This window comes from Prevotella sp. tf2-5 (assembly GCF_900115435.1).
Lineage (GTDB): Bacteria > Bacteroidota > Bacteroidia > Bacteroidales > Bacteroidaceae > Prevotella.
This window is the reverse complement of sequence record NZ_FOWK01000009.1, coordinates 137,717-158,819: the sequence shown is the minus strand read 5'-3', so window position 1 is coordinate 158,819 and position 21,103 is coordinate 137,717. Positions and strand designations below refer to the sequence as shown.

14 protein-coding genes are annotated in these 21,103 nt (G+C 48.7%); 10 read left to right on the top strand and 4 right to left on the bottom strand.

Features of this window, described 5'->3' with window-relative positions; all coding sequences use genetic code 11:
• Positions 1 to 19 precede the first annotated feature (19 nt).
• Both BM257_RS10525 and BM257_RS10520 read right to left on the bottom strand, forming a co-directional pair.
• Positions 20 to 1,081 carry a UDP-N-acetyl glucosamine 2-epimerase gene (locus tag BM257_RS10525; RefSeq protein ID WP_092072116.1) on the bottom strand — a complete coding sequence of 354 codons (1,062 nt, stop codon included), beginning with the start codon at positions 1,079 to 1,081 and terminating at the stop codon, positions 20 to 22.
• A gap of 73 nt (positions 1,082 to 1,154) precedes the next feature.
• Positions 1,155 to 1,670: a DUF4890 domain-containing protein gene (locus BM257_RS10520; protein WP_177216090.1), complete on the bottom strand. Its 516-nt coding sequence runs from the start codon at positions 1,668 to 1,670 to the stop codon at positions 1,155 to 1,157.
• Positions 1,671 to 1,864: 194 nt separating this feature from the next.
• Here BM257_RS10520 and BM257_RS10515 point away from each other — a divergent pair, with 194 nt between their 5' ends.
• From BM257_RS10515 to BM257_RS10505, 3 genes are read left to right on the top strand one after another with little or no spacing between them, the layout of a single operon-like run.
• On the top strand, positions 1,865 to 2,659 hold the full coding sequence (locus tag BM257_RS10515; protein WP_092072111.1) for an RsiV family protein: 795 nt from the start codon (positions 1,865 to 1,867) through the stop codon (positions 2,657 to 2,659).
• Positions 2,660 to 2,683: 24 nt separating this feature from the next.
• On the top strand, positions 2,684 to 3,304 hold the full coding sequence (gene rsmG / locus BM257_RS10510) for a 16S rRNA (guanine(527)-N(7))-methyltransferase RsmG (RefSeq protein ID WP_092072108.1): 621 nt from the start codon (positions 2,684 to 2,686) through the stop codon (positions 3,302 to 3,304).
• Positions 3,298 to 3,951, top strand: coding sequence for an MBL fold metallo-hydrolase (locus tag BM257_RS10505; RefSeq protein ID WP_092072105.1), 654 nt, complete (start codon positions 3,298 to 3,300; stop codon positions 3,949 to 3,951). Before rsmG ends, BM257_RS10505 begins: the two co-directional genes overlap by 7 nt.
• Here the strand turns inward: BM257_RS10505 and BM257_RS10500 are convergent.
• On the bottom strand, positions 3,944 to 5,635 hold the full coding sequence (locus tag BM257_RS10500; RefSeq protein WP_092072102.1) for a glycoside hydrolase family 43 protein: 1,692 nt from the start codon (positions 5,633 to 5,635) through the stop codon (positions 3,944 to 3,946). The genes BM257_RS10505 and BM257_RS10500 overlap by 8 nt on opposite strands.
• A complete protein-coding gene (locus tag BM257_RS10495) occupies positions 5,632 to 6,726 on the bottom strand; it encodes a hypothetical protein (RefSeq protein WP_092072099.1) in 1,095 nt (364 codons plus the stop codon). Before BM257_RS10495 ends, BM257_RS10500 begins: the two co-directional genes overlap by 4 nt.
• A 110-nt stretch (positions 6,727 to 6,836) precedes the next feature.
• On the opposite strand from BM257_RS10495, the gene BM257_RS10490 reads away from it, so the two are divergent.
• From BM257_RS10490 to nifJ, 7 genes are all read left to right on the top strand, one after another.
• On the top strand, positions 6,837 to 8,006 hold the full coding sequence (locus BM257_RS10490; RefSeq protein WP_092072096.1) for a PP2C family protein-serine/threonine phosphatase: 1,170 nt from the start codon (positions 6,837 to 6,839) through the stop codon (positions 8,004 to 8,006).
• Positions 8,003 to 9,568, top strand: coding sequence for a WD40 repeat domain-containing protein (locus tag BM257_RS10485; protein WP_092072093.1), 1,566 nt, complete (start codon positions 8,003 to 8,005; stop codon positions 9,566 to 9,568). The genes BM257_RS10490 and BM257_RS10485 overlap by 4 nt, the downstream gene beginning before the upstream one ends.
• Complete coding sequence (locus tag BM257_RS10480) at positions 9,565 to 12,414, top strand: sensor histidine kinase (RefSeq protein WP_092072090.1); 2,850 nt, start codon at positions 9,565 to 9,567, stop codon at positions 12,412 to 12,414. The genes BM257_RS10485 and BM257_RS10480 overlap by 4 nt, the downstream gene beginning before the upstream one ends.
• Positions 12,415 to 12,417: 3 nt before the next feature.
• Complete coding sequence (locus BM257_RS10475) at positions 12,418 to 13,248, top strand: sensor histidine kinase (protein WP_092072087.1); 831 nt, start codon at positions 12,418 to 12,420, stop codon at positions 13,246 to 13,248.
• Positions 13,245 to 15,743, top strand: a complete 2,499-nt coding sequence (locus BM257_RS10470) for a TonB-dependent receptor domain-containing protein (protein ID WP_092072084.1) — start codon at positions 13,245 to 13,247, stop codon at positions 15,741 to 15,743. Before BM257_RS10475 ends, BM257_RS10470 begins: the two co-directional genes overlap by 4 nt.
• Positions 15,744 to 15,883: 140 nt before the next feature.
• A complete protein-coding gene (locus BM257_RS10465) occupies positions 15,884 to 17,071 on the top strand; it encodes an ATP-binding protein (protein ID WP_092072081.1) in 1,188 nt (395 codons plus the stop codon).
• Between the two features lie 91 nt (positions 17,072 to 17,162).
• Positions 17,163 to 20,741: a pyruvate:ferredoxin (flavodoxin) oxidoreductase gene (gene nifJ, locus BM257_RS10460; protein WP_092072078.1), complete on the top strand. Its 3,579-nt coding sequence runs from the start codon at positions 17,163 to 17,165 to the stop codon at positions 20,739 to 20,741.
• Positions 20,742 to 21,103 lie beyond the last annotated feature (362 nt).

The following is a 21,103-nucleotide window of genomic DNA, read 5'->3' as shown; positions in this document are numbered from 1 at the left end:
ACCTAAAAATAAGGATAGGCTATCCCATCAGGATCTGGACGATACGCTCTGCCGACCTGCCATCCCAGCGGTCTGGAAGGGAACCAGTCTTCCAATCCCCCGCAATCATCTTGCCCAAGGCTGTACGCAACTGATCAGCATCCTCCCCTACTAACTCATTAGTGCCTTGCTTGACCGTCTCGATATGTTCCGTATAGCTATTAAGTGTGATACAAGGTACATGATTAAACGTCGCCTCCTCTGCCACATTACCAGAATCCGTAATGATACCCATAGCATGAGAGGTCAGGTAACCGAACTCAAGATACGGGAGGGAGTTGACAGTTGAGAGTTGAGCGTTGAGCGTTGAGAGTTGAGTGCTGACGGATGGACGCAGGGGAGCGATCACGGGAATGTCACCAGCCACCTCCATGATGACCGTCAGCATCTTTTGCAGGTTCTCCTTGTCCGCAAGCAAAGCCTTACGGTTAATCGTAAGCACAAGGTATTTGCCATCCTCGATACCCTCCAGACAGGCAGGACGCTGCCAACGGTCGTGATGATATCGCAAGGAGTCCATGAGGATATTACCCACCATATAAATCTTATGCATCTCGGCGCCCTCACGAGTGACAATACTGTTTGAGCTGACTCCAGCCGTAAACAACAAGTCACTTAATCCGTCTATCACCAGACGATTAATCTCCTTGGGCATGTTAATATCAAACGAGCGGGTTCCTGCCACCAGATGAGCTAACCGGAGTCCCCTCTTCTTCGTCACGATAGCGGCAGCCATCGTTGAGGCGAGGTCGTCCACGACAATGACCGTATCCGTCTCATGGGCCTCCAGATACTGCTCGAACTCCGACATGACCCTGCCCGTCAACTCATTCAGGTTCTCACAGTCAACACCCAGGAAGACGTCAGGAAGCGGCATCTGCAGATCGTCGAACAACGACTTCTCCAAGGTGGGGTCGTCAGCCTTGCCCGCATATACCAACTGATACGTTATACGCTCCGTATTCTTGATGGAACGGATAATCGGGGCCACTTTCACGAAATTAGGACGAGCCCCAGTGAATATACAAACCTTTTGTATCATATCAATTATAAAAATATGTCGCAAATATACGAAATATCTGCGACATACACAATCTTTTCACCTTAATTTTTCGTTAATCCTGTGGTTCAAAATCCGGACGAGGTCCACGTGGTCCGCCGTGATGTCCGTGATGTCCTCCATGTCCATGACGACCGTGATGCTTCTGCATCTTCTCGTACTTCTCATACTGTTCGTCATTAAGTATCTTCTTGAGTTTCTTGTTGTACTCGTCACGCTTAGCCTTCATCTGTTTCATCTCAGCCTTTTGCGCATCGGTGAGCTGTGGGCGTTCCGGGCGCTGCTGCTCCGTAGCACCAGTCTCCGCATCAGCTTGAGGCTTTGAAGGACGCTGTCCGTGCATACGTGGTCCCTTGGCGAGTACATCCTTATACTCCTTGTTAAGTGCGAGAACCTTCGTCTTCTGCTCATCCGTCAGAGAGAGCGTCTTTGTCATTCTCTCCGTCATCTGCTCCGGGGTCATCTGCTTACGAGCTTTCTGCTCTTTCTTACACTCACACTTCTCATTGTTCTGTGCCTGCATCACTGTCATCGACAGGAGTGCCACCAGTGTTAAAACAATCTTTTTCATCTTCATCAATTTTTATAAGTTTGTATTTATGTTCTTTTCGACCGAAGTCATTTGTTTGACGTTGCAAAGATAGGGAAAGTTTAATCGCCACGGGAACGTTTTCAGCGAACTGGCTGATTTCTTCAGCGAATCGACACGCATTTGATGACGAATATTTGGAATTCAGAAAAATTCTTCGTACCTTCGCAGCCAATATGAAGAAATATTATTTGATGATCGGACTGACAGCCATACTGTTCTCTGCTTGTGGAGGCAGTAACGGCGGGGGTATCTTCGGAGGCTCCAGCATAGACATAGCGGAAGCGAAGGCACAGAAGGTAGCAAGTGTCATTGACGAGAGCAACGCTCCCCAATGCCAGGTGAGCCTGCAGGTGAAATACGTGAAAGGGGACGACGAGCGTGCCCGCAACATCAACCATGCCATCGAGCAACGACTGTTTATGTTCGACAGTCTGGCGATGCAGCAAGCTGTCGACTCCTTTGCCAATTTTTACACGAAAGAGTACCAGAGGAACATGGCACCGTTGTATCGCGAGGACCGTACCGACGAGACGAAACGAGCATGGTACCAATATAAATATGTCATAGAGACTGACACCCGTCGTGGCAAGGACGACTGTCTGGTGTATATCATCGACCTCGACATGTATGAGGGTGGTGCCCACGGTATCCGTCAACAGCTCGTCATGAACTTCGATGAGAAGACGGGTAAGCAGATCACTTATGACGACCTCTTCGTACAGGGTTATTCATACAGGCTGCGTGAGTTGTTGTTGGAGGAGCTGAGGAAACAGACAGACACCAACACCCTTGATGAGTTACATGAGAAAGGTTATCTCTTGACGATGGATATCTATGCCCCCCAGAACTTCATCCTCGGCGACGACGAGATCACCTTTATCTATAACCCCTATGAGATCGCTCCTTACGACAAGGGGAACACAGAACTGACACTTTCCTACAAGGTTTTAGAGCCAATCCTGAAATAGTTGACCGTTGACAATTGACAGTTTATGGAACAGATACTGAAATATTTCCCAGAGCTGACGGACGAGCAGCGGAAACAGCTGGAGGCACTGGATGCTCTCTACCGTGACTGGAACGAGAAGATCAACGTCATCTCACGCAAAGACATCGATCATCTCTACGAGCATCATGTGCTACACTCGATGGCGATTGCCAAGATCATCCGTTTCCAAGCCGGCTCTAAGATCCTCGACTTCGGAACGGGAGGCGGTTTCCCTGGAATTCCTCTCGCCATCCTCTTCCCTGACTGTGACTTCAAACTGATTGACGGCACAGGTAAGAAAATACGAGTGGCACAGGAAGTATGTAATGCCATCGGACTGAGGAACTGTCACCCGGAGCATCTGCGTGGTGAGGAGGAGAAAGGGAAATACGACTTTGTGGTGAGCCGTGCCGTGATGCCCCTACCCGACCTTTATAAGATTGTACGTAAAAACATCTCTCAGGAACAGCGTAACGCCCTGCCGAACGGTATCATCTGTCTGAAGGGCGGTGACTTGCAAGAGGAGACACGTCCCTACCGTAACATCGTGGATATCACAGACATCAACCAGTTCTTCGACGAGGAATGGTTCCAAGAGAAAAACATCATCTATCTGCCATGCTGAAAATCAAGCGATTCATGTGTAACATGTTGCAGGAAAACTGCTACGTGGTGAGTGACGAGACGAAGGAGTGTGTCATCATAGACTGTGGGGCGCAATACCAAGAGGAGCGTGATGCCATCAGTCAGTATATCAAGGAAGAGAACCTCAAGCCCGTCCATCTGCTGGCGACACACGGACACCTCGACCATAACTGGGGGAACATCGCCCTCTTCAACGAGTTCGGACTGAAGGTAGAGGCACGTGCCGAGGATGAGTTCCTCATCGCACACTTAGGTAAGCAGGCGTCCGATCTGTTTGGCTTTGACCTCAACGAAGAGGAGGCTCCCGTCGGTCACTATTTCACTGAAGGGGAGCAGATCCATTTCGGCACTCATCATTTCGACATCCTGCATACTGCCGGACACACGCCAGGGGGATGTGTCTTCTATTGTGCTGACGAGCATGTCGCCTTCACAGGTGACACCCTTTTCCGTATGAGTATCGGACGTACAGACTTCGAGGGAGGCAGTTGGCAGGAAATGGCGGAGAGCCTGCAACAACTTGCGAAACTCCCCGCCGATACCACGGTCTATTGCGGACACGGTCCACAGACCACTATTGCCGAAGAACGACAGTATAATCTTTATATGCGAGATACTGCTATTTAGTGACGCGGAACCAGTCAGCGTCGACCCATCCGCGTACTTTCTTCCCCGCAGGCTCGGCAGCCATCAGTCCGATCTTGGCACCGATCCACTTACCTTGACGCATCGTGAAGGCATCACCCACCTCTGTAAATGTCTTACCGTCTTTTGACCATGAGAAACGAACGGCAGCCTCGTGCTTATTGGTGCCGTCACTGTTCTTTCCACCGATATAACTGACTTGCAGACGAAGGTAGATGTCACAATGGATGGCTGGTTGATAGTCGACCTGATCGACAGCCGTCGGCTTTAGGGTGGCAAGACTCATGATGGTCTCCGGCTTCCCCTTGTCGGCATTCTTACAGGTGATCTGCTGCAACTCGAACTGGTCACCGACACGACGCAACACCAAAGAGGAATAGTCCATACCCATCACGATGATACCACCATACTGTCCGTCGTCTTTCGCAGAGAGACGCAGTTTCGTGGTAGCAGTGAAGTTGTCGGCAGGTGTCTTCTGCAACAACAGGTTGCCTGTCTCCCAAAGATTCTTGAAGTCGGCACTCTGTTGGTGACAGAACAGACGGAACACCCCATACGGAGTAGGCATCCCGAAGGTCTGCTGGTAGTTAGCATGCCACTGCCATTGTTTTCCGAGGGTGATACTATTGAACTCGTCGCTCTCCACAGGGTTCTGAACAGGATAGGTCTTCCCCACATTGGGTTTCTTATAGGTCAGCACAGGCTCACCACAGTAGTTCTTTATATGCTGTCCCATCGCAGGCCAATTGTCTTTCCATGTCACAGGCTCCAACCATACCACACGACCATACGCCTCCTTGTCCTGGAAATGCAGGAACCAGTCCTCTCCACTCTTCAGATGTACCCAGCCCCCCTGATGAGGACCATTAACAGCAGTCTTCCCTTGGTCGAGTACCACTTTCCACTCGTAGGGTCCATAGGGTGACTTGGAACGCATGGCAAGCTGATGACCAATGGGAACGCCACCTGCGGGACACATGATCCAATACCAACCATCACGCTTATAGAACTTCGGTCCCTCTGCGGTACGGTTGGGGGTTCCATTGCCGTCGAACACGATGACGGGATGACCAATCTGCCGCATACCGTCGGCGGACATCTCACGAACGGTCAGCACGGAATTGAAATGACAACGGGAGTTTGCCCAGCCATTGACCAGATAGCAACGACCATCCTCGTCCCAAAGAGGTGTGGTGTCTATCATACCCTTGCCCTCGATAACACAGACGGGCTCAGACCATTTCCCGGCAGGGTCTTTGGCTGTGACGACAAAGACACCCAGATCGGGGTCTCCCCAATATATATAATAGGTCTGATTATACTCGTTGTAACGGATAGACGGTGCCCACACTCCATTCCCATGCTGTGGCACATTATAGCGTTCCAGAGGTGGCAGGGCGTCAATGGCGTAATTGATAATCTCCCAGTTCACCAAGTCCTTGGAATGCAGGATGGGCAGTCCCGGGATACAGTTAAAGGAACTTGCCGTCATATAAAAATCCTTACCGCTGGCTCCCACACAGACATCCGGATCTGAATAGTCGGCATTGATCACAGGATTGGTAAAGGTACCGTCACCATTATCCGGTGACCATACTTCCGACTTATACTGTGCGTTCATCGTCAAGACGACAAACGACAGTATTGCTAGTAAAGTTTTTCTCATAGTTTTCGTATTCGTAGTTTGTAAATATTATCTTCATAAACGATGCGCATCACCTTGCGGATATCATCATCCTTAGGTGATAAAGCAAGTGCCACATGTCCCATCGTACGTCTTAGATTAATCTCAACACACGGATGTAGTTTTAGTTGACAGTATTGACGGTTTGACAATTGACTGTTTTCTTTAACGACCATCATGTCAACACCAAAGGGACCACGATAGTCCTCAAGCCATAACATGTCGCAAATCTTTTCTTTTACCTCATCTATCAAACAAATTGGTATATAGCGACTTATCATTTCTCGCTTCGCATTCTCCGTAGCCAGGATATTTCCCGTATAAGCACCATTTGCTGTGTGGAAAAGAGATAATCCCAGATAACGTATTCCTTCGTCTGTCGCCTCAAACTCCATACCAAAATCTTTTACTTTTTCATAGTATGGTTCTGCCATCACTCCACCCTGGCTCTTCAACAGATTACGAAGCCAGCCGTAATGATAGTCATTCATTTCTTTGTCAATAAAACGGATACCACGACCGCTGGAGCTCCACGGTGCTTTCAACACCAGACGAGGATGAAGCCTCAACTGCTGCTCCACCGCATCCACCGACTCACACAGTACTGCCTCACCTACCGTACCCTCCGTCTGAAGGAGAGGCAACAGACGCGCCGCTGTCTGTCGATGGGACAAGGTGCGAATCCGTTCCAACTGACTGTCCGAGGGTAGTAACGAAGACGGCACGCCCTTCCTCTCCAGCTCTCGCTTGATGGCTTTATCCCAGCCCCATGGGGATATCGTTTTTATTCCATCCCATGGAACACTTTGTTCCACGCCATGGAACATGTTGTTCCACCCTATGGAACACTTTGTTCCACGCCATGGAACAAACCTTTGCCTGAGTCTTTCCCATTTCTTTCTGGCATATTCCACATTCTCCACCAGTACGACATCCCCCTCTTCCGCCCACAAGGCAGGGAGGAACCCCAGGTCAGCACGCAGTTGTCTGCCAGCATGCGGAGCCGTGAAATTGCTGATATTGCTCGCCAAAGCGATATCATGCTCAGGATTGAATATGTGTAAAGTCGCCATCTGATGGCAAAGTTACGAAAAAATAAGAGAAGAGCCAAATTATTGGCAAAACATTTGTGTATTTCGAAAAATATCGTTAATTTTGCCACATTATTAAATTAAACCGAATTATGACACCAGTTAAAATTCTCAGTGTGGACGACGAGATGGACCTCGAACTCCTCTTGACACAATATTTCAGAAGGAAAATCCGCAAGGGCGAATATGAGTTCTTTTTCGCCCATAACGGTCTGGAAGCCCTCACCGTCTTGTTGCGGGAGAAAGACATCAATATCATTCTCTCCGACATCAACATGCCAGAGATGGACGGACTGACCTTGCTCACCAAGATCAACGAGATGCAGAACCCCGCCATGAAATGCATCATGGTCTCCGCTTATGGCGACATGGGGAACATCCGCTCCGCCATGAATAACGGTGCTTTCGACTTCGCCACCAAGCCCATCGACTTGGATGACCTGAGTGTGACCATCGAGAAAGCCATCGAACAGATCGACTATATCAAGAAGGCACAGGCAGAGCACTCCCAGTTGGAGTCGCTGAAAACAGACCTTGCCGTTGCCCGTGAGATACAACAGGCGATCCTGCCCCGCATCTTCCCGCCATTCCCGGAGAATGAGAAGGAGATTGACCTTGCGGCACAGATGACACCTGCGAAGGATGTGGGAGGTGATTTCTACGACTTCTTCCGCATCGACGCAAACCGTATCGGTATGGTGATAGCGGATGTCAGCGGAAAAGGTATTCCCGCAGCCATCTTCATGGCTGTCAGCCGCACCCTCATCCGCACGGTGGGACTACAGGACTACTCCCCTGGCAAATGTCTGACGAAGTCAAATGAGTTGTTAAGCGCAGAGTCTGTAGACAGTATGTTCGTCACAGTATTCTATGGCATCTACCATCTTGACACAGGGGAGCTGGAATACTGTAACGGAGGTCATAACTCCCCCTATATCCTGCATGCCAACGGTGAGATAGAGATTCTGCCGCTCAGCAAGAACCCCATTGTGGGAGCAATAGAGGGGATGGAGTATCATGGAGAGACCACCAAGCTGGGAGTCGGTGACACAATAGTGTTGTACACCGACGGCGTCAACGAGGCAACCAATAATGCCTTCGAGGAATATGGAGACGAGCGGATGGCACAAAAGCTGAAAACCCTTAACGGCATGTCCTGTAAAGAGATTATCGACGAACAGTTGAAGGATGTCAAGACCTTTGTAGGGGATGCGGAACAGAGTGACGACATCACCATGATGGCACTGAAGCGTAAAGCATGAAAAAAATCACCCAAATAATAGTTGCTGCCATTGCCGGCTGTGCTCTTATCTTAGTAGGAGTTACCGCCTGGAAGATGCATGAGAACTATTCCGAGGAGCAGTTGAAGGTCAAAGAACTGGAGCGACAGCTTGCTATTCTCTCTAAGAAAGAGAAACAGGCGGTCGTCATGCAGAGTGTCAATGCACAAATGGAGGAGATAGCCAACCAACAGCGTATCATCAGTGACGAGCAGCGTGAGGAAGCTGAGGAGCAGGCTGAAGCGGCTCAGAAGGAACGGACGAAAGCTGAGGAGGAACGTCGCAACGCTTTGATTGCCGAGCAAAAAGCCCTTGAGGCATCACAGGTGGCGAAAAAGCAACAGGCTATCGCTGAGAAAGAGCGGACACAGGCGGAACACTCCAAGCGTGTCGCCGACACATTGAGTTACATATCATTATCACGAACCCTTGCCAATACCGCCATCACCCAATATAACGCCGGCAACCACGAGCTAGCTGATTTGTTGGCGAATGTCGTCTGTGAGTTTACGAACCGTTATCACGGAGACATCTATCATCCCAGCATCTACCAAGCGCTGGCGATGACCAGTCAGAACAAGACCATCTGGAACAGGCACAAGGGAAGTGTGACGGATATCGCCTTCTCTGATGCAAAAGACGGATATATCGTGACCTGCAGCACCTATGGGGAGGTGATGCGACATACCATCTCCGGAAACAACCTGTCCTCCACCACCCTCATCAGTGATCCCAGATACGACTTCCGTGATGTCTTTATCAATCGTAATACCAATGCCATCTATGCTTTGAGTCGTACGGGTGAGCTGCTGGTCATCAGGGGAAAACAGATCAAGAACATCAAAGTCAACATCCCTAAGCTGAAGGCGATGGACACTGCCGATAATCAGTTCATTCTCTTTGGTGAGCGAGGCATGGCGCTTTTCGACACGGAAAAGGAGATCATAATAGCAGAAAAACTATTACCCTTTGTCGTAGAGACCAGTTCCCGTTTTCAGAACTACCCTGTCATCTTCGACCGCCAAGGCAGGATGCATCTGGTGAAGAGTTTCAATAAGCTGGAGACAACACAGACTCCTGTTAAGGGACAGGTGACAGCTTTCGCTGAGTCGAAGAACCAGAAGACTTACTTCTACGGGATGAGCGACGGCACGATCTACTTTGTTAACAGGAAAGGAGAGATTTCCAAACTGGTGGGACACCGTTCAAGGATCACCAAACTCAAGGTCAATGGCCACCGACTCTCATCCTCTAGTTATGACGGGGCGATCAACATGTGGATGACCAACCAGTCGAAGATAGAACCGATGACGTTGTATACGTCCAGAGGATGGATCATTAATTTCACCTTCGACCTGAAGAAGAACTATATATGGGCAGGTGACCAGGGGGGAAACGTCTCCAGAGCACTGATCTCCGTACAAGCCATGCAGCAGCAGCTGAAAGCGAAGCTGAAGCGTGACTTGACACGAGAGGAATGGAACTATTATATCGGCAGGAACATCCCTTATGAGACCTTTTTCAGAAAGGAGGCAAGACCATGAGACGACTATTACTGACCCTCTTCCTGACCCTTGTCACACTCATTGGCGCGACGGCACAAGAAGTACCGTTCTTCCAGAATATTGACGTAAAGGAATATGGAGGACACAAATATAATTTTGACATTACTATAGATAAGGAAGGTATTGTCTATGTCGCCAATTTTGAGGGACTACTCTATTACGACAATGCCGAATGGCGTATCATCTATACCAAAGGCATCACCCGCATCACGTCTGTCTATCAGGACTCCAAAGGAAAGATATGGATTGGTGGCTATAATTATTTCGGATATGTAAAAGCAAATGAGAAGGGAGAACTGGTACTGAAAGATCAGGACGAGCAGCATGCGTTCAGGGGAGAGGTACAAAATATCTGGGAACATAAAGGAGATATTTATTTCTCTGTCAGCAACGGCAACATCTATACCGCCAAGCAATACAGCATCTTCCTATCGCCAACCGCGCAGATACCACAACCCGACTTATCCACTCCTCTTTCCGGAGTCATCGTCACACAGAAAATCGTCATCGGCAACGGCATGACGGCTGTCGCCACGAATGGTAACGGACTGTTCATCTTTAACAATAAAGGACAGGTCTTATTTCATTTGCATGAGGACAACGGACTATGCTCTAACAACGTGAGTCGTATAGCCTATAACGGACATGGCATGCTATGGGGAGCCACGGACAACGGTATTTTCTCCGTGTCTGTCCCTTCTGCCTATACGGTTTTCTCTCAAGACAACGGATTGCGTAACTCCGTTCTCTCCTTTGCTATGCTCAATGGACGCATCTATGCAGGAACATTAGGTGGTATATTCTACCATAGTGGGAACACCTTCGAACAGATTCCGAAGATGACACATGCTTGCTGGCAACTCGCCACACAAGGTGAGTCTCTTTTGGCTGCCACCTCGAATGGTGTCTATAGGATCTCCCCCAATGGAACTACCACCCCTTTGAGTACCGCCACCGCCACTTCCGTATTACCAGAAGGCAACGGATTCTATTGTGGTGAGATGGATGGTGTGTATTTCCATACCCCTGGCAATTCCCCCGTTAAAGTCTCTGACGCAGAGAAAGTCACTAAAATCATCAAAGACAAGAAAGGAACCATCTGGTTTCAGAACCTCTACGGAAGAATTTGGAATAACCAGAAGGGCTCATTCAATATCGTGACGGAAGATGGAGGAAAGGAGGAAATGGCGACTCTCGTGATATATAACGATCAGCCTACCGTGATCACCGCCAGTACGACCGTCCCGTTCCCCTACCCTTTGTTCTCCTATGCCGACCCAAACGGTATCCTCTGGTTGACGAATAGTCAGGGAAAGAATCTTTACGCCCTTCAAGATGGTTCCAACGACAACAAATGGAGTAAGCTGGTATATCCGCTGATGGATTACTCCATCCTTGCCTTATATCGTGACAAGAATAAGATCTGGCTGGGAGGCTCCAATGGTATTTATGTGGCAGACGCTTCCGTTAAGGATCCGACAAGGGACATCAAACAGAAAGTATTCTTTCGCTCTGTGACGATCAACGACGATAGTCTTGTGTGGGGAGGATTCGGTGAGATGCCCAGTACCTTCCGTTTCAAGAGCGATGAGCGACAGCTTACAATCACATACGCCGTAGACTATCCTTCCCTGTTGCTGCACACCCAATACCGATTCCGTATCAATGGCGGCAGATGGAGCGGATGGGACAATGACGCATATACGGAGTATAACAACCAGCCTTATGGCAAATACGTCTTTGAGGTACAGGCACGTGACATCTATGGAAACTTATCGAACATCATCAAAATGAATTTCGAGATAGAGGTTCCTATTTATCTCAGATGGTACACGCAGATCCTCTACTTACTGTTGTTCGCCTTGCTCATCTATGCCACCGTGCTATGGCGTATCCGTCAGTTAGGAAAGGAGAAGATACGTCTGGAGACTATCATCCAAGACCGTACGGCTGAGGTCGTCAAGCAGAAAGACGAGATTGAGGAGAAATCAAAGAGACTGGAGACGGCGCTGGCAGAACTGGGTGAGACTCAGAACGAGCTGGTACGACAGGAGAAGATGGCGACGGTAGGTAAACTGACCCAGGGTCTTATCGACCGTATCCTCAACCCGCTGAACTACATCAACAATTTCTCGAAACTGTCTGAAGGTTTGGTGGAGGATGTCACTGCCAACATCGAGGATGAGAAAGAGCATATGAACCCGGAGAATTACGAGGACACCGTTGACATCCTCGGGATGTTGAAAGGCAACTTGAAGAAGGTCGGAGAGCATGGTGCCAATACCACCCGTACCCTGAAGGCGATGGAGGAGATGCTGAAAGACCGTTCCGGTGGCGTCATCAAGATGGACATCAGCTCATTGATCAAGCAAGACATGGAGATGATGAGGAAATACTATGAGAAAGATATTATAACATATCATATCAAGACGGAATTTAATTATCCCGACACACCTATTTATATACTAGCAAATCCAGAGTTGCTCAGCAAGACATTCATGAGTCTGCTGGGTAATGCTATATACGCCGTGGTTAAAAAGTCGAAACGCCAACAAGCCCAGGAGACACCAGAGATTGACTTTACCATGACACAGAATGATGACAAGGTGCAGATACTCATCCGTGACAACGGTACTGGTATCGAGGATAAGATCATCAATAAGATCTTCGACCCCTTCTTCACCACCAAGACCACTGGTGAGGCATCTGGTGTGGGACTCTATCTCAGTCGTGAGATCATACAGAACTACGGAGGTGACATCACTGTGACATCAGAGAAAAACGAATATACAGAATTTTCCATTATATTACCAATTCTTAAATAACGGATGGCTATGGAGAAACAGATTGACACTTTACAACAGCAGTTAAAGCAACAAGAGAAATTGGCATCTTTAGGTATGCTTAGCGCTGGTATCGCCCATGAGATACAGAACCCGCTGAATTTTGTCATCAATTTCAGTAAGATGTCAGACAAGTTACTGAGAGACCTGATGGAGATTGTGGAAGACAATAAGGACAAGCTTCCCGAGGAAGACTGTGAGGAGGTGGAGGATATTGTCGCCGACCTTAAGGAGAACATGGCGAAAATCGTGGAGCATGGAGAGCGTGCCATCAGTATCATACAAGGCATCCTGATGGTATCAAGAGGCAAGGAGAATGAGTTCATCCCCTCTGACATCCCACATATCGTCAAGGAATACGTATGGCTCTCCTATCATGCCATGCGTGCCAACAATAAGAGCTTCAACATCAGTATCCATGAGGAATACCAAGAGGGCATGCCTCTTATCATGGTTATTCCGCAAGACCTGAGCCGCGCCATCCTGAACCTGATGAACAATGCCTGTTATACGGTATGGAAGAAAAGTCAGCGACTGGGTGATGACTATAAGCCTGTCATCACTGTCAAAGTGAGTATGTCCAATGATACATTGCTCATCGATGTGGAGGATAACGGAGAGGGTATGACAGAGGAAGTAAAGCAACACCTCTACGACAACTTCTTCACCACCAAGCCCGCAGGACAAGGAACAGGTCTGGGTATGGCGATTATAAAAGATCTCATCGAGAACAAGCATGGAGGGACACTGTCTTTCGACACACAGGAAGGACAAGGTACCACATTCCATATTACTATACCAATTAAGAAATCATGAAAAAGATCATCTTCACCATATTATTATTAATAGGATGTCACTATCATGTCTCTGCTCAGAATGAGTACGATCAACTGCGTAGTATCTATGATAATGCGGAGGAGAGCTACAATATCGGAAGATTAGACGAGGCTGAGAAGATACTGACGGAGAATCTGAAAAGATTCCCCAGCAACCTCCTGCAGAGTGCCTACAGACTGCTCGCCTTATGCAGTCTGGGTAAGGACCAGGATGAGGAGGCTGAGGAAAGGACCAGATTCCTGTTGGCGGAGAATCCTTACTTCAGTACGAACGCCAATGACCCCCAACGTTTTATTGATATGGTGGAGCGTATCAAGTCAGGACGAATGGCTACCATCACCACGGCATCCAGTCAGTCGGAGACATTGAACGAGGTTCCTGTGCCCACCACCCTGATCACGACAGAGATGATACGCAGCTGCGGAGCCTCAAACCTGCAGGAAGTACTTGCCGCTTACGTCCCCGGTATGCATGTCATCGATTGTAATGATGACATCAACATCGCTATGCGTGGCATCTACAGTAATAGTCAGGAGAAGATCCTCATCATGGTCAACGGACACCGTCTGAACAGCTATTGTACCAACATCGCCGCACCTGACTATAGTATCAGTTTGGAGAAGGTCAAACAGATAGAGGTGCTGCGTGGTCCTGCATCCTCACTTTATGGTGGTGTGTCACTGACTGCCGTTGTCAACATCATCACATGGCAGGGCGCAGACATCGACGGAGTAAAAGTGAAGGCTGGTATCGGTAATTTCGGACAACTCCGTGCTGATGCCATGCTCGGTAAGCGCTACTTCGACGTGGACTTCCTGTTATGGGGAAGTATATACAAAGCGAAGGGTGAGAAACGCTATATCGACAAGGAAGATACTGGTATGAAATTCGACTCTGGCGATATCACAATTGGCGGTATCGGTAACAAGCCGTCATTTGATATTGGACTGTCTCTCAAGTACAAGCATTTGGAATTCTTCTACAACACTCAGTACTCACAGGTTCAAGCCCCCCTGACCATGATGTTCTTCTACTCACCATATGATATAGAGAAGTACAAGACTTTCAATGGTATCCGTCCCAGTTACACGACCCTTTCACACCATGCGAATATCAGCTACAACCAACAACTGGGTAAGGTATGGCTGAAAGGTACCGTGACATACGACAACAGTGACCTGACACATTACCAGGTCATTACCGAGGAGCCTACCACATCCGTCTTATCACTGCTCCCTTTCAATGAAACCGTCCAGAAGATGTTGGAGGACAAAGCAGGCATCTACCGTTATATCAATGGTCAGGAGAACACCATAGGTGTCAAACTGCAGGGAGACTGGAACTATCTCAGTAACAAGAACCATAAAGGTAATTTCTCCTTTGGATCGGAATACAGTTATTTCAAGCTGGAGGACGTGCGCTATACTTTTGGCTATGAGTACTTCAACACACTCCCTGAAATGAAAGAGATCCAGGATTATGGAACAGGACACGAGAGCAACCTCAACGCTTTTATACAACTCAAGCACCAATGGAAGAACTTCATCCTGAACGCGGGACTGCGCTTCGACTATAAGCAACGTTACGATGACTCGCATATCCGTGAGTTCTCACCACGTGTAGCCTTAATCTACATGCAACCCAAGTGGAACCTGAAACTCAGTTACTCGAAATCGTTTATCGATGCTCCTTATTTATATCGTAAGACAAACTTCGTACTAGCGAAATTCTTTGAGGACACCAGTGTCTCCGCCGACCTTAGCCCAGAGTCGCTACACTCCCTGCAGCTAACCTTCAACGCTGTGGAATGGTTCAAGGGATTCAATTTCGAGATCAACACATTCTACAACCGCGCCAAGGACCTTATCTTCCTGATGTTCTCAAGTCATGATAACGCTGGTGAGATGAATTCCTATGGACTGGAACTCTCAGGAAGCTATCAGGCGAAACGGTTCTCCGTTCATTTCAACACGACCTTTCAGGATGTCTTCAAAAACAAAATCTACGGAAAAGATTTGGATCGTCTTACGAATACCCCAAGATTCATGGCTAATTCAATACTGTCATGGAAGACTCCCTTGAAGAACCTTGAGCTGCACACCCATATGTCTTTCTACAGCAAACAAGAAGAATACCACCTGGAGGCTAAATCCTATTCCACTTACATACAACTCGCAACCTATTACGCCACATTATACGAGCAATACATGGTTAATCCCACTACAGAGATTGAACAGGATTTAAAAATAATCGGACAGCGTCTATCGGTTATAGGGGAAGAGATTACAGTCCAGAAAGACTACCCCGCCAGACTACTTGTCAATTTGGGAGCACGCTACACCATTAATAACCTGGAACTGACCTTCAACATCCATAACCTCTTCAATCACAAGTATTCACAGAGCGGTATGTCCACAGGTCTGATTCCACAAAAAGGACTATGGTTCATGGGAACCATCGGCTATAAATTCTAAGGAGAAAGGAGCTGCAAAGGCTCCTTTTCTTATTTAGATAGAACAAAAATAATGCATTTTCACAAGATTTTGCAATCTCTGCTTTGCAATTTGGAGGAAAAGTATTACCTTTGCATCTGTTTTAAAACAAATCTAATTTAATGGAGGCTTTTTTTCGTACGCATCGTTACCTGGTAGAGCATGTCAATGCCCCTGTTCGTCGCACCCTGATGGATGAGATAAACTGGAGTGACCGCATGATTGGTATCAAGGGGACGAGAGGTGTAGGAAAGACCACCTTCCTGCTCCAGTATGCCAAGGAGCATTTTGACATTCAGGATAAGCAGTGTCTCTACATCAACATGAACAACTTTTATTTCCAGGGGCGTGGCATTGCCGACTTTGCTGGTGAGTTCTACCACAATGGCGGTCGTGTCCTGCTGATTGACCAGGTGTTCAAACAGCCTGACTGGTCGGAAGAGTTGCGTCGATGCTATGACGAGCATCCTGGACTGAAGATTGTATTCACCGGATCCAGCGTGATGCGCTTGAAAGAGGAGAATCCAGAACTCAACGGTATTGTAAAGAGCTATAACCTGCGCGGGTTCTCCTTCCGTGAGTTCATCAACCTGATGACGGGTAATGACTTCAAGCCCTACACCCTTGATGAGATCCTGCACAACCACGAGCAGATTATCAAGCAGATACTTCCCAAAGTATCACCCAACAAGTATTTTCAGGATTACATCCATCATGGCTTCTACCCCTTCTTCCAGGAGCAGCGTAACTATAGCGAGAACCTGCTGAAGACAATGAACATGATGACCGAGGTGGACATCCTGCTCATCAAGCAGATCGAGCTGAAATACCTGACGAAGATCAAAAAACTGTTCTACGAACTGGCAGCGGAAGGTCCCAAAGCCCCTAACATCAGTAAACTGGCACAAGACATCGAGACCAGTCGTGCCACCGTCATGAACTATATCAAGTACCTGACGGATGCCCGTCTGCTTAATATGATTTACCCCGTTGGACAGGACTTCCCCAAGAAGCCCGCGAAAGTGATGCTTCACAACTCCAACCTGCTCTATGCCATCTACCCCATTCATGTGGAGAAGCAGAACGCCATGGAGACATTCTTCGTCAACTCCCTGTGGAAAGACCATAAGGTCAACCAAGGAGCCCGTGACTCTATCTATGTCGTAGACGAGAAAATCAAGTTCCGCATCTGTGATGCGAATATTCATTTTAAAATAAGGTACGCACCCGACACCATCTATGCCCGTTATAACACGGAGATAGGGAAAGACAATCAGATCCCGTTATGGTTGTTGGGGTTCCTCTATTAAATCCCGGAATCACGAAATCCCGAAATAACGAAATCACGAAATATCGAAATATCGAAATATCGAAAATTATTAATTTTAATTGACTAAACAAATGGCAAAAGAAAAAAAGTTTATCACATGTGATGGTAACGAGGCTGCGGCTCACGTGAGCTATATGTTCTCTGAGGTTGCTGCTATCTATCCCATCACTCCGTCATCTCCTATGGCGGAGCATGTTGACGAGTGGGCTGCCCGTGGTCGTAAGAACCTGTGGGGTCAGACCGTCAGTGTTCAGGAAATGCAGTCAGAGGCAGGTGCAGCAGGTGCTGTACATGGATCATTGCAGGCTGGTGCGCTCACCACGACGTTCACTGCCTCTCAGGGTCTGTTGCTGATGATTCCTAACATGTACAAGATTGCCGGTGAGTTGATTCCTTGCGTATTTGACGTTTCTGCCCGTACGCTGGCTTCTCACTCTCTCTGTATCTTTGGTGACCACCAGGATGTCATGGCTTGCCGCCAGACTGGTTTCGCCATGCTTTGTGAGGGTTCCGTACAGGAGGTAATGGATATGACCGCTGCCGCTCACCTTGCCTCTCTGGAGACATGCGTACCTTTCGTTAACTTCTTCGATGGTTTCCGCACCTCTCACGAGTATCACAAGATTGAGTTGCTCGACCAGGAGGATGTTCGTCCTCTCGTAAAGGAAGAGTACATCAAGCGTTTCCGCGACCGTGCTATGTCACCTGAGCGTCCTATCACCCGTGGTACCGCTGAGAACCCCGAGACCTTCTTCACACACCGTGAGGCTTGCAACCCCTACTACGATGCAGTACCTGAGGTTGTAGAGAAATATCTGGGCGAGTTGTCCAAGATCACGGGTCGTGAGTATCACCTCTTCTCATACTATGGAGCCGAGGATGCTGACCGCATGATTATCCTGATGGGTTCTGCCACCGACGCTGCCCGTGAGGCTATCGACTATCTGAACGCTAACGGTCAGAAGGTTGGTATGATCAGTGTACACCTCTATCGTCCATTCTCAGTGAAGCACCTGCTCGCCGCTGTTCCTAAGTCAGTGAAGCGCATCGCCGTTCTCGACCGCACGAAGGAGCCCGGTGCTAATGGTGAGCCTCTGTATCTCGACGTGAAGGATGCTTACTATGATGTGGAGGACCGTCCTCTCATCGTGGGTGGCCGCTACGGACTGGGTTCTCATGACACCACTCCCGCACAGATCATCTCTGTGTTCAACAACCTCGCTATGCCAACTCCGAAGGATCACTTCACCATTGGTATCGTAGACGATGTTACCTTCACCTCACTGCCTGAGGTTGAGGAGATTGCACTCGGTGGTGCTGGTATGTTCCAGGCTAAGTTCTTCGGTCTGGGTGCTGACGGTACCGTTGGTGCTAACAAGAACAGCGTGAAGATTATCGGTGACAACACCAACAAGTATTGCCAGGCTTACTTCTCTTACGACTCTAAGAAGTCAGGAGGTTTCACCTGCTCTCACCTGCGTTTCGGTGACACACCTATCCGCTCTACCTATCTGGTGACCACACCTAACTTCGTGGCTTGCCACGTCCAGGCTTACCTCCACATGTACGACGTTACCCGTGGTCTGCAGAAGAACGGTCAGTTCCTGCTGAACACCATCTTCGACGCCGACGAGCTGGAGAAGTTCATGCCTAACAAGGTAAAGCGTTATTTCGCACAGAACAATATTACCGTATACACCATCAACGCTACGAAGATCGCACAGGAGATTGGTCTGGGCAACCGCACCAACACCATCCTGCAGTCTGCTTTCTTCCGTATCACAGAGGTCATCCCTGTAGAGCTCGCTGTTGAGAAGATGAAGGCTGCCGCCTTGAAATCTTACGGAGCAAAGGGTCAGGATGTGGTTGACAAGAACTACGCCGCTATCGACCGTGGTGGTGAGTATGTGAAGTTGACCGTGAAACCTGAGTGGGCTAACCTGCCAGACGATGCTGAGAAGCAGGATGACGCTCCCGCATTCGTTAAGGAGCTCGTTCGTCCTATCAACGCACAGGCTGGTGACCTGCTGAAAGTCTCTGACTTCGCTAAGCACGGCACTATCGACGGTTCTTGGGAGGTTGGCACTGCCGCCTACGAGAAGCGTGGTGTGGAGGCTTTCGTTCCCGTATGGAACAAAGAGAACTGTATCCAGTGTAACCAGTGTGCTTATATCTGTCCTCACGCAGCTATCCGTCCGTTCGTCCTCGACGAGAACGAGATCAAGGGCTTCGCTGCCGCCGACGACACGATCGAGATGAAGGCTCCTGCCGCTATGAAGGGTATGCACTTCCGCATCGAGACCTCTGTTCTTGACTGTCTCGGATGTGGTAACTGTGCTGATATCTGCCCAGGTAATCCTAAGACGGGTAAGGCTCTCACCATGGTAGCCTTCAATCCTGACGCTGCTGACATGAAGCAGGAGGCTAAGAACTGGGAGTATCTCGTGAAGGAGGTTAAGTCTAAGCAGGATCTCGTTGACATCCGCAGCAACGTGAAGAACTCACAGTTCGCACAGCCTCTGTTTGAGTTCTCCGGCGCTTGCTCTGGTTGCGGTGAGACTCCATACGTGAAACTGATCAGCCAGCTGTTCGGTGACCGTCAGATGATCGCCAACGCTACTGGTTGCTCTTCTATCTACTCTGCTTCTATTCCTTCTACTCCTTACACCAAGAACGAGAAGGGACAGGGTCCATGCTTCAACAACTCTCTGTTCGAGGACTTCTGTGAGTTCGGTCTCGGTATGGCTCTGGGTAACAAGAAGATGAAGGAGCGCGTGGCTAAGCTGCTCACTGAGGCTTGCGAGAAGTGCGACGTTACTCCCGAATACAAGGCTCTCGCCGAGGAGTGGATCGCCAACAAGGACGATGCCGACAAGACCAAGGAGATTGCTCCTAAACTGCGTGCGGAAATCGCCGCTTGCGCTGCTAAGGGTTGCGAGATTTGCAAGGAGCTGCAGACCCTCGATCACTACCTCGTGAAGCGTTCACAGTGGATCATCGGTGGTGACGGTGCTTCTTACGATATCGGTTACGGCGGTCTCGACCACGTGATTGCTTCTGGTGAGGACGTGAATATCCTCGTGCTCGATACTGAGGTTTACTCTAACACCGGTGGTCAGGCTTCTAAGGCTACACCTCTCGGCGCTATCGCTCAGTTCGCTGCTCAGGGTAAGCGCATCCGCAAGAAGGATCTCGGTATGATCGCTACCACCTACGGTTATGTCTATGTCGCTCAGATCGCTATGGGTGCTGACCACGCTCAGACACTGAAGGCTATCCGCGAGGCTGAGGCATGGCACGGACCTTCTATCATCATCGCTTACGCTCCATGTATCAACCACGGTCTGAAGGCTAAGGGCGGCATGGGTAAGAGCCAGGCTGAGGAGAAGAAAGCTGTGGAGTGCGGTTACTGGCACCTGTGGCGCTTCAACCCAGCACTTGCTGAGGAAGGCAAGAATCCGTTCTCTCTCGACTCTAAGGAGCCTAACTGGGAGAACTTCCACGACTTCCTGCTCGGTGAGGTTCGTTACCTGTCTGTTAAGAAGGCTTATCCTAACGAGGCTGAGGAACTCTTCGCTGAGGCTCAGAAGATGGCACAGCTCCGTTACAAGAGCTATGTTCGTAAGACTCAGGAGAACTGGGAAGACTAATCCCTATCCTATCCATATTCAAAGGGGCACCCACTACCGGATGCCCCTTTTTTTAATGTAACAATACAATTACTATAACTTGATACTTCCTATCCCTCATCCCAGTATCTCCCATCCCCCTATTCCAATGCCTGGAATACCCCTATAACAGATACTGGAACAAGGTGAAGGAGATATTGGAACAAGGTGAAGGAGATATTGGATCAAGCCTTCGCAGATACCGGGATCTCCTCGCATTACAGATTACAGATTACAGTTTGCGAAACAATCACAGATCACAGATCACAGTTATTTGTTTTGAGAGATTGGCCGAATCTATATCAAATATCAAATATCAGTTTAGTGAAAGACACAAACAATAT

Excerpts from the sequence above, each read along its gene's own strand:
- BM257_RS10495 (WP_092072099.1), bottom strand. The coding sequence starts at position 6,726 with ATGGCGACTTTACACATATTCAATCCTGAGCATGATATCGCTTTGGCG.
- BM257_RS10500 (WP_092072102.1), bottom strand. The coding sequence starts at position 5,635 with ATGAGAAAAACTTTACTAGCAATACTGTCGTTTGTCGTCTTGACGATG.
- rsmG (WP_092072108.1), top strand. The coding sequence starts at position 2,684 with ATGGAACAGATACTGAAATATTTCCCAGAGCTGACGGACGAGCAGCGG.
- BM257_RS10520 (WP_177216090.1), bottom strand. The coding sequence starts at position 1,670 with ATGAAAAAGATTGTTTTAACACTGGTGGCACTCCTGTCGATGACAGTG.
- BM257_RS10465 (WP_092072081.1), top strand. The coding sequence starts at position 15,884 with ATGGAGGCTTTTTTTCGTACGCATCGTTACCTGGTAGAGCATGTCAAT.
- BM257_RS10505 (WP_092072105.1), top strand. The coding sequence starts at position 3,298 with ATGCTGAAAATCAAGCGATTCATGTGTAACATGTTGCAGGAAAACTGC.
- BM257_RS10480 (WP_092072090.1), top strand. The coding sequence starts at position 9,565 with ATGAGACGACTATTACTGACCCTCTTCCTGACCCTTGTCACACTCATT.
- BM257_RS10485 (WP_092072093.1), top strand. The coding sequence starts at position 8,003 with ATGAAAAAAATCACCCAAATAATAGTTGCTGCCATTGCCGGCTGTGCT.
- BM257_RS10490 (WP_092072096.1), top strand. The coding sequence starts at position 6,837 with ATGACACCAGTTAAAATTCTCAGTGTGGACGACGAGATGGACCTCGAA.
- BM257_RS10470 (WP_092072084.1), top strand. The coding sequence starts at position 13,245 with ATGAAAAAGATCATCTTCACCATATTATTATTAATAGGATGTCACTAT.
- nifJ (WP_092072078.1), top strand. The coding sequence starts at position 17,163 with ATGGCAAAAGAAAAAAAGTTTATCACATGTGATGGTAACGAGGCTGCG.
- BM257_RS10515 (WP_092072111.1), top strand. The coding sequence starts at position 1,865 with ATGAAGAAATATTATTTGATGATCGGACTGACAGCCATACTGTTCTCT.
- BM257_RS10475 (WP_092072087.1), top strand. The coding sequence starts at position 12,418 with ATGGCTATGGAGAAACAGATTGACACTTTACAACAGCAGTTAAAGCAA.
- BM257_RS10525 (WP_092072116.1), bottom strand. The coding sequence starts at position 1,081 with ATGATACAAAAGGTTTGTATATTCACTGGGGCTCGTCCTAATTTCGTG.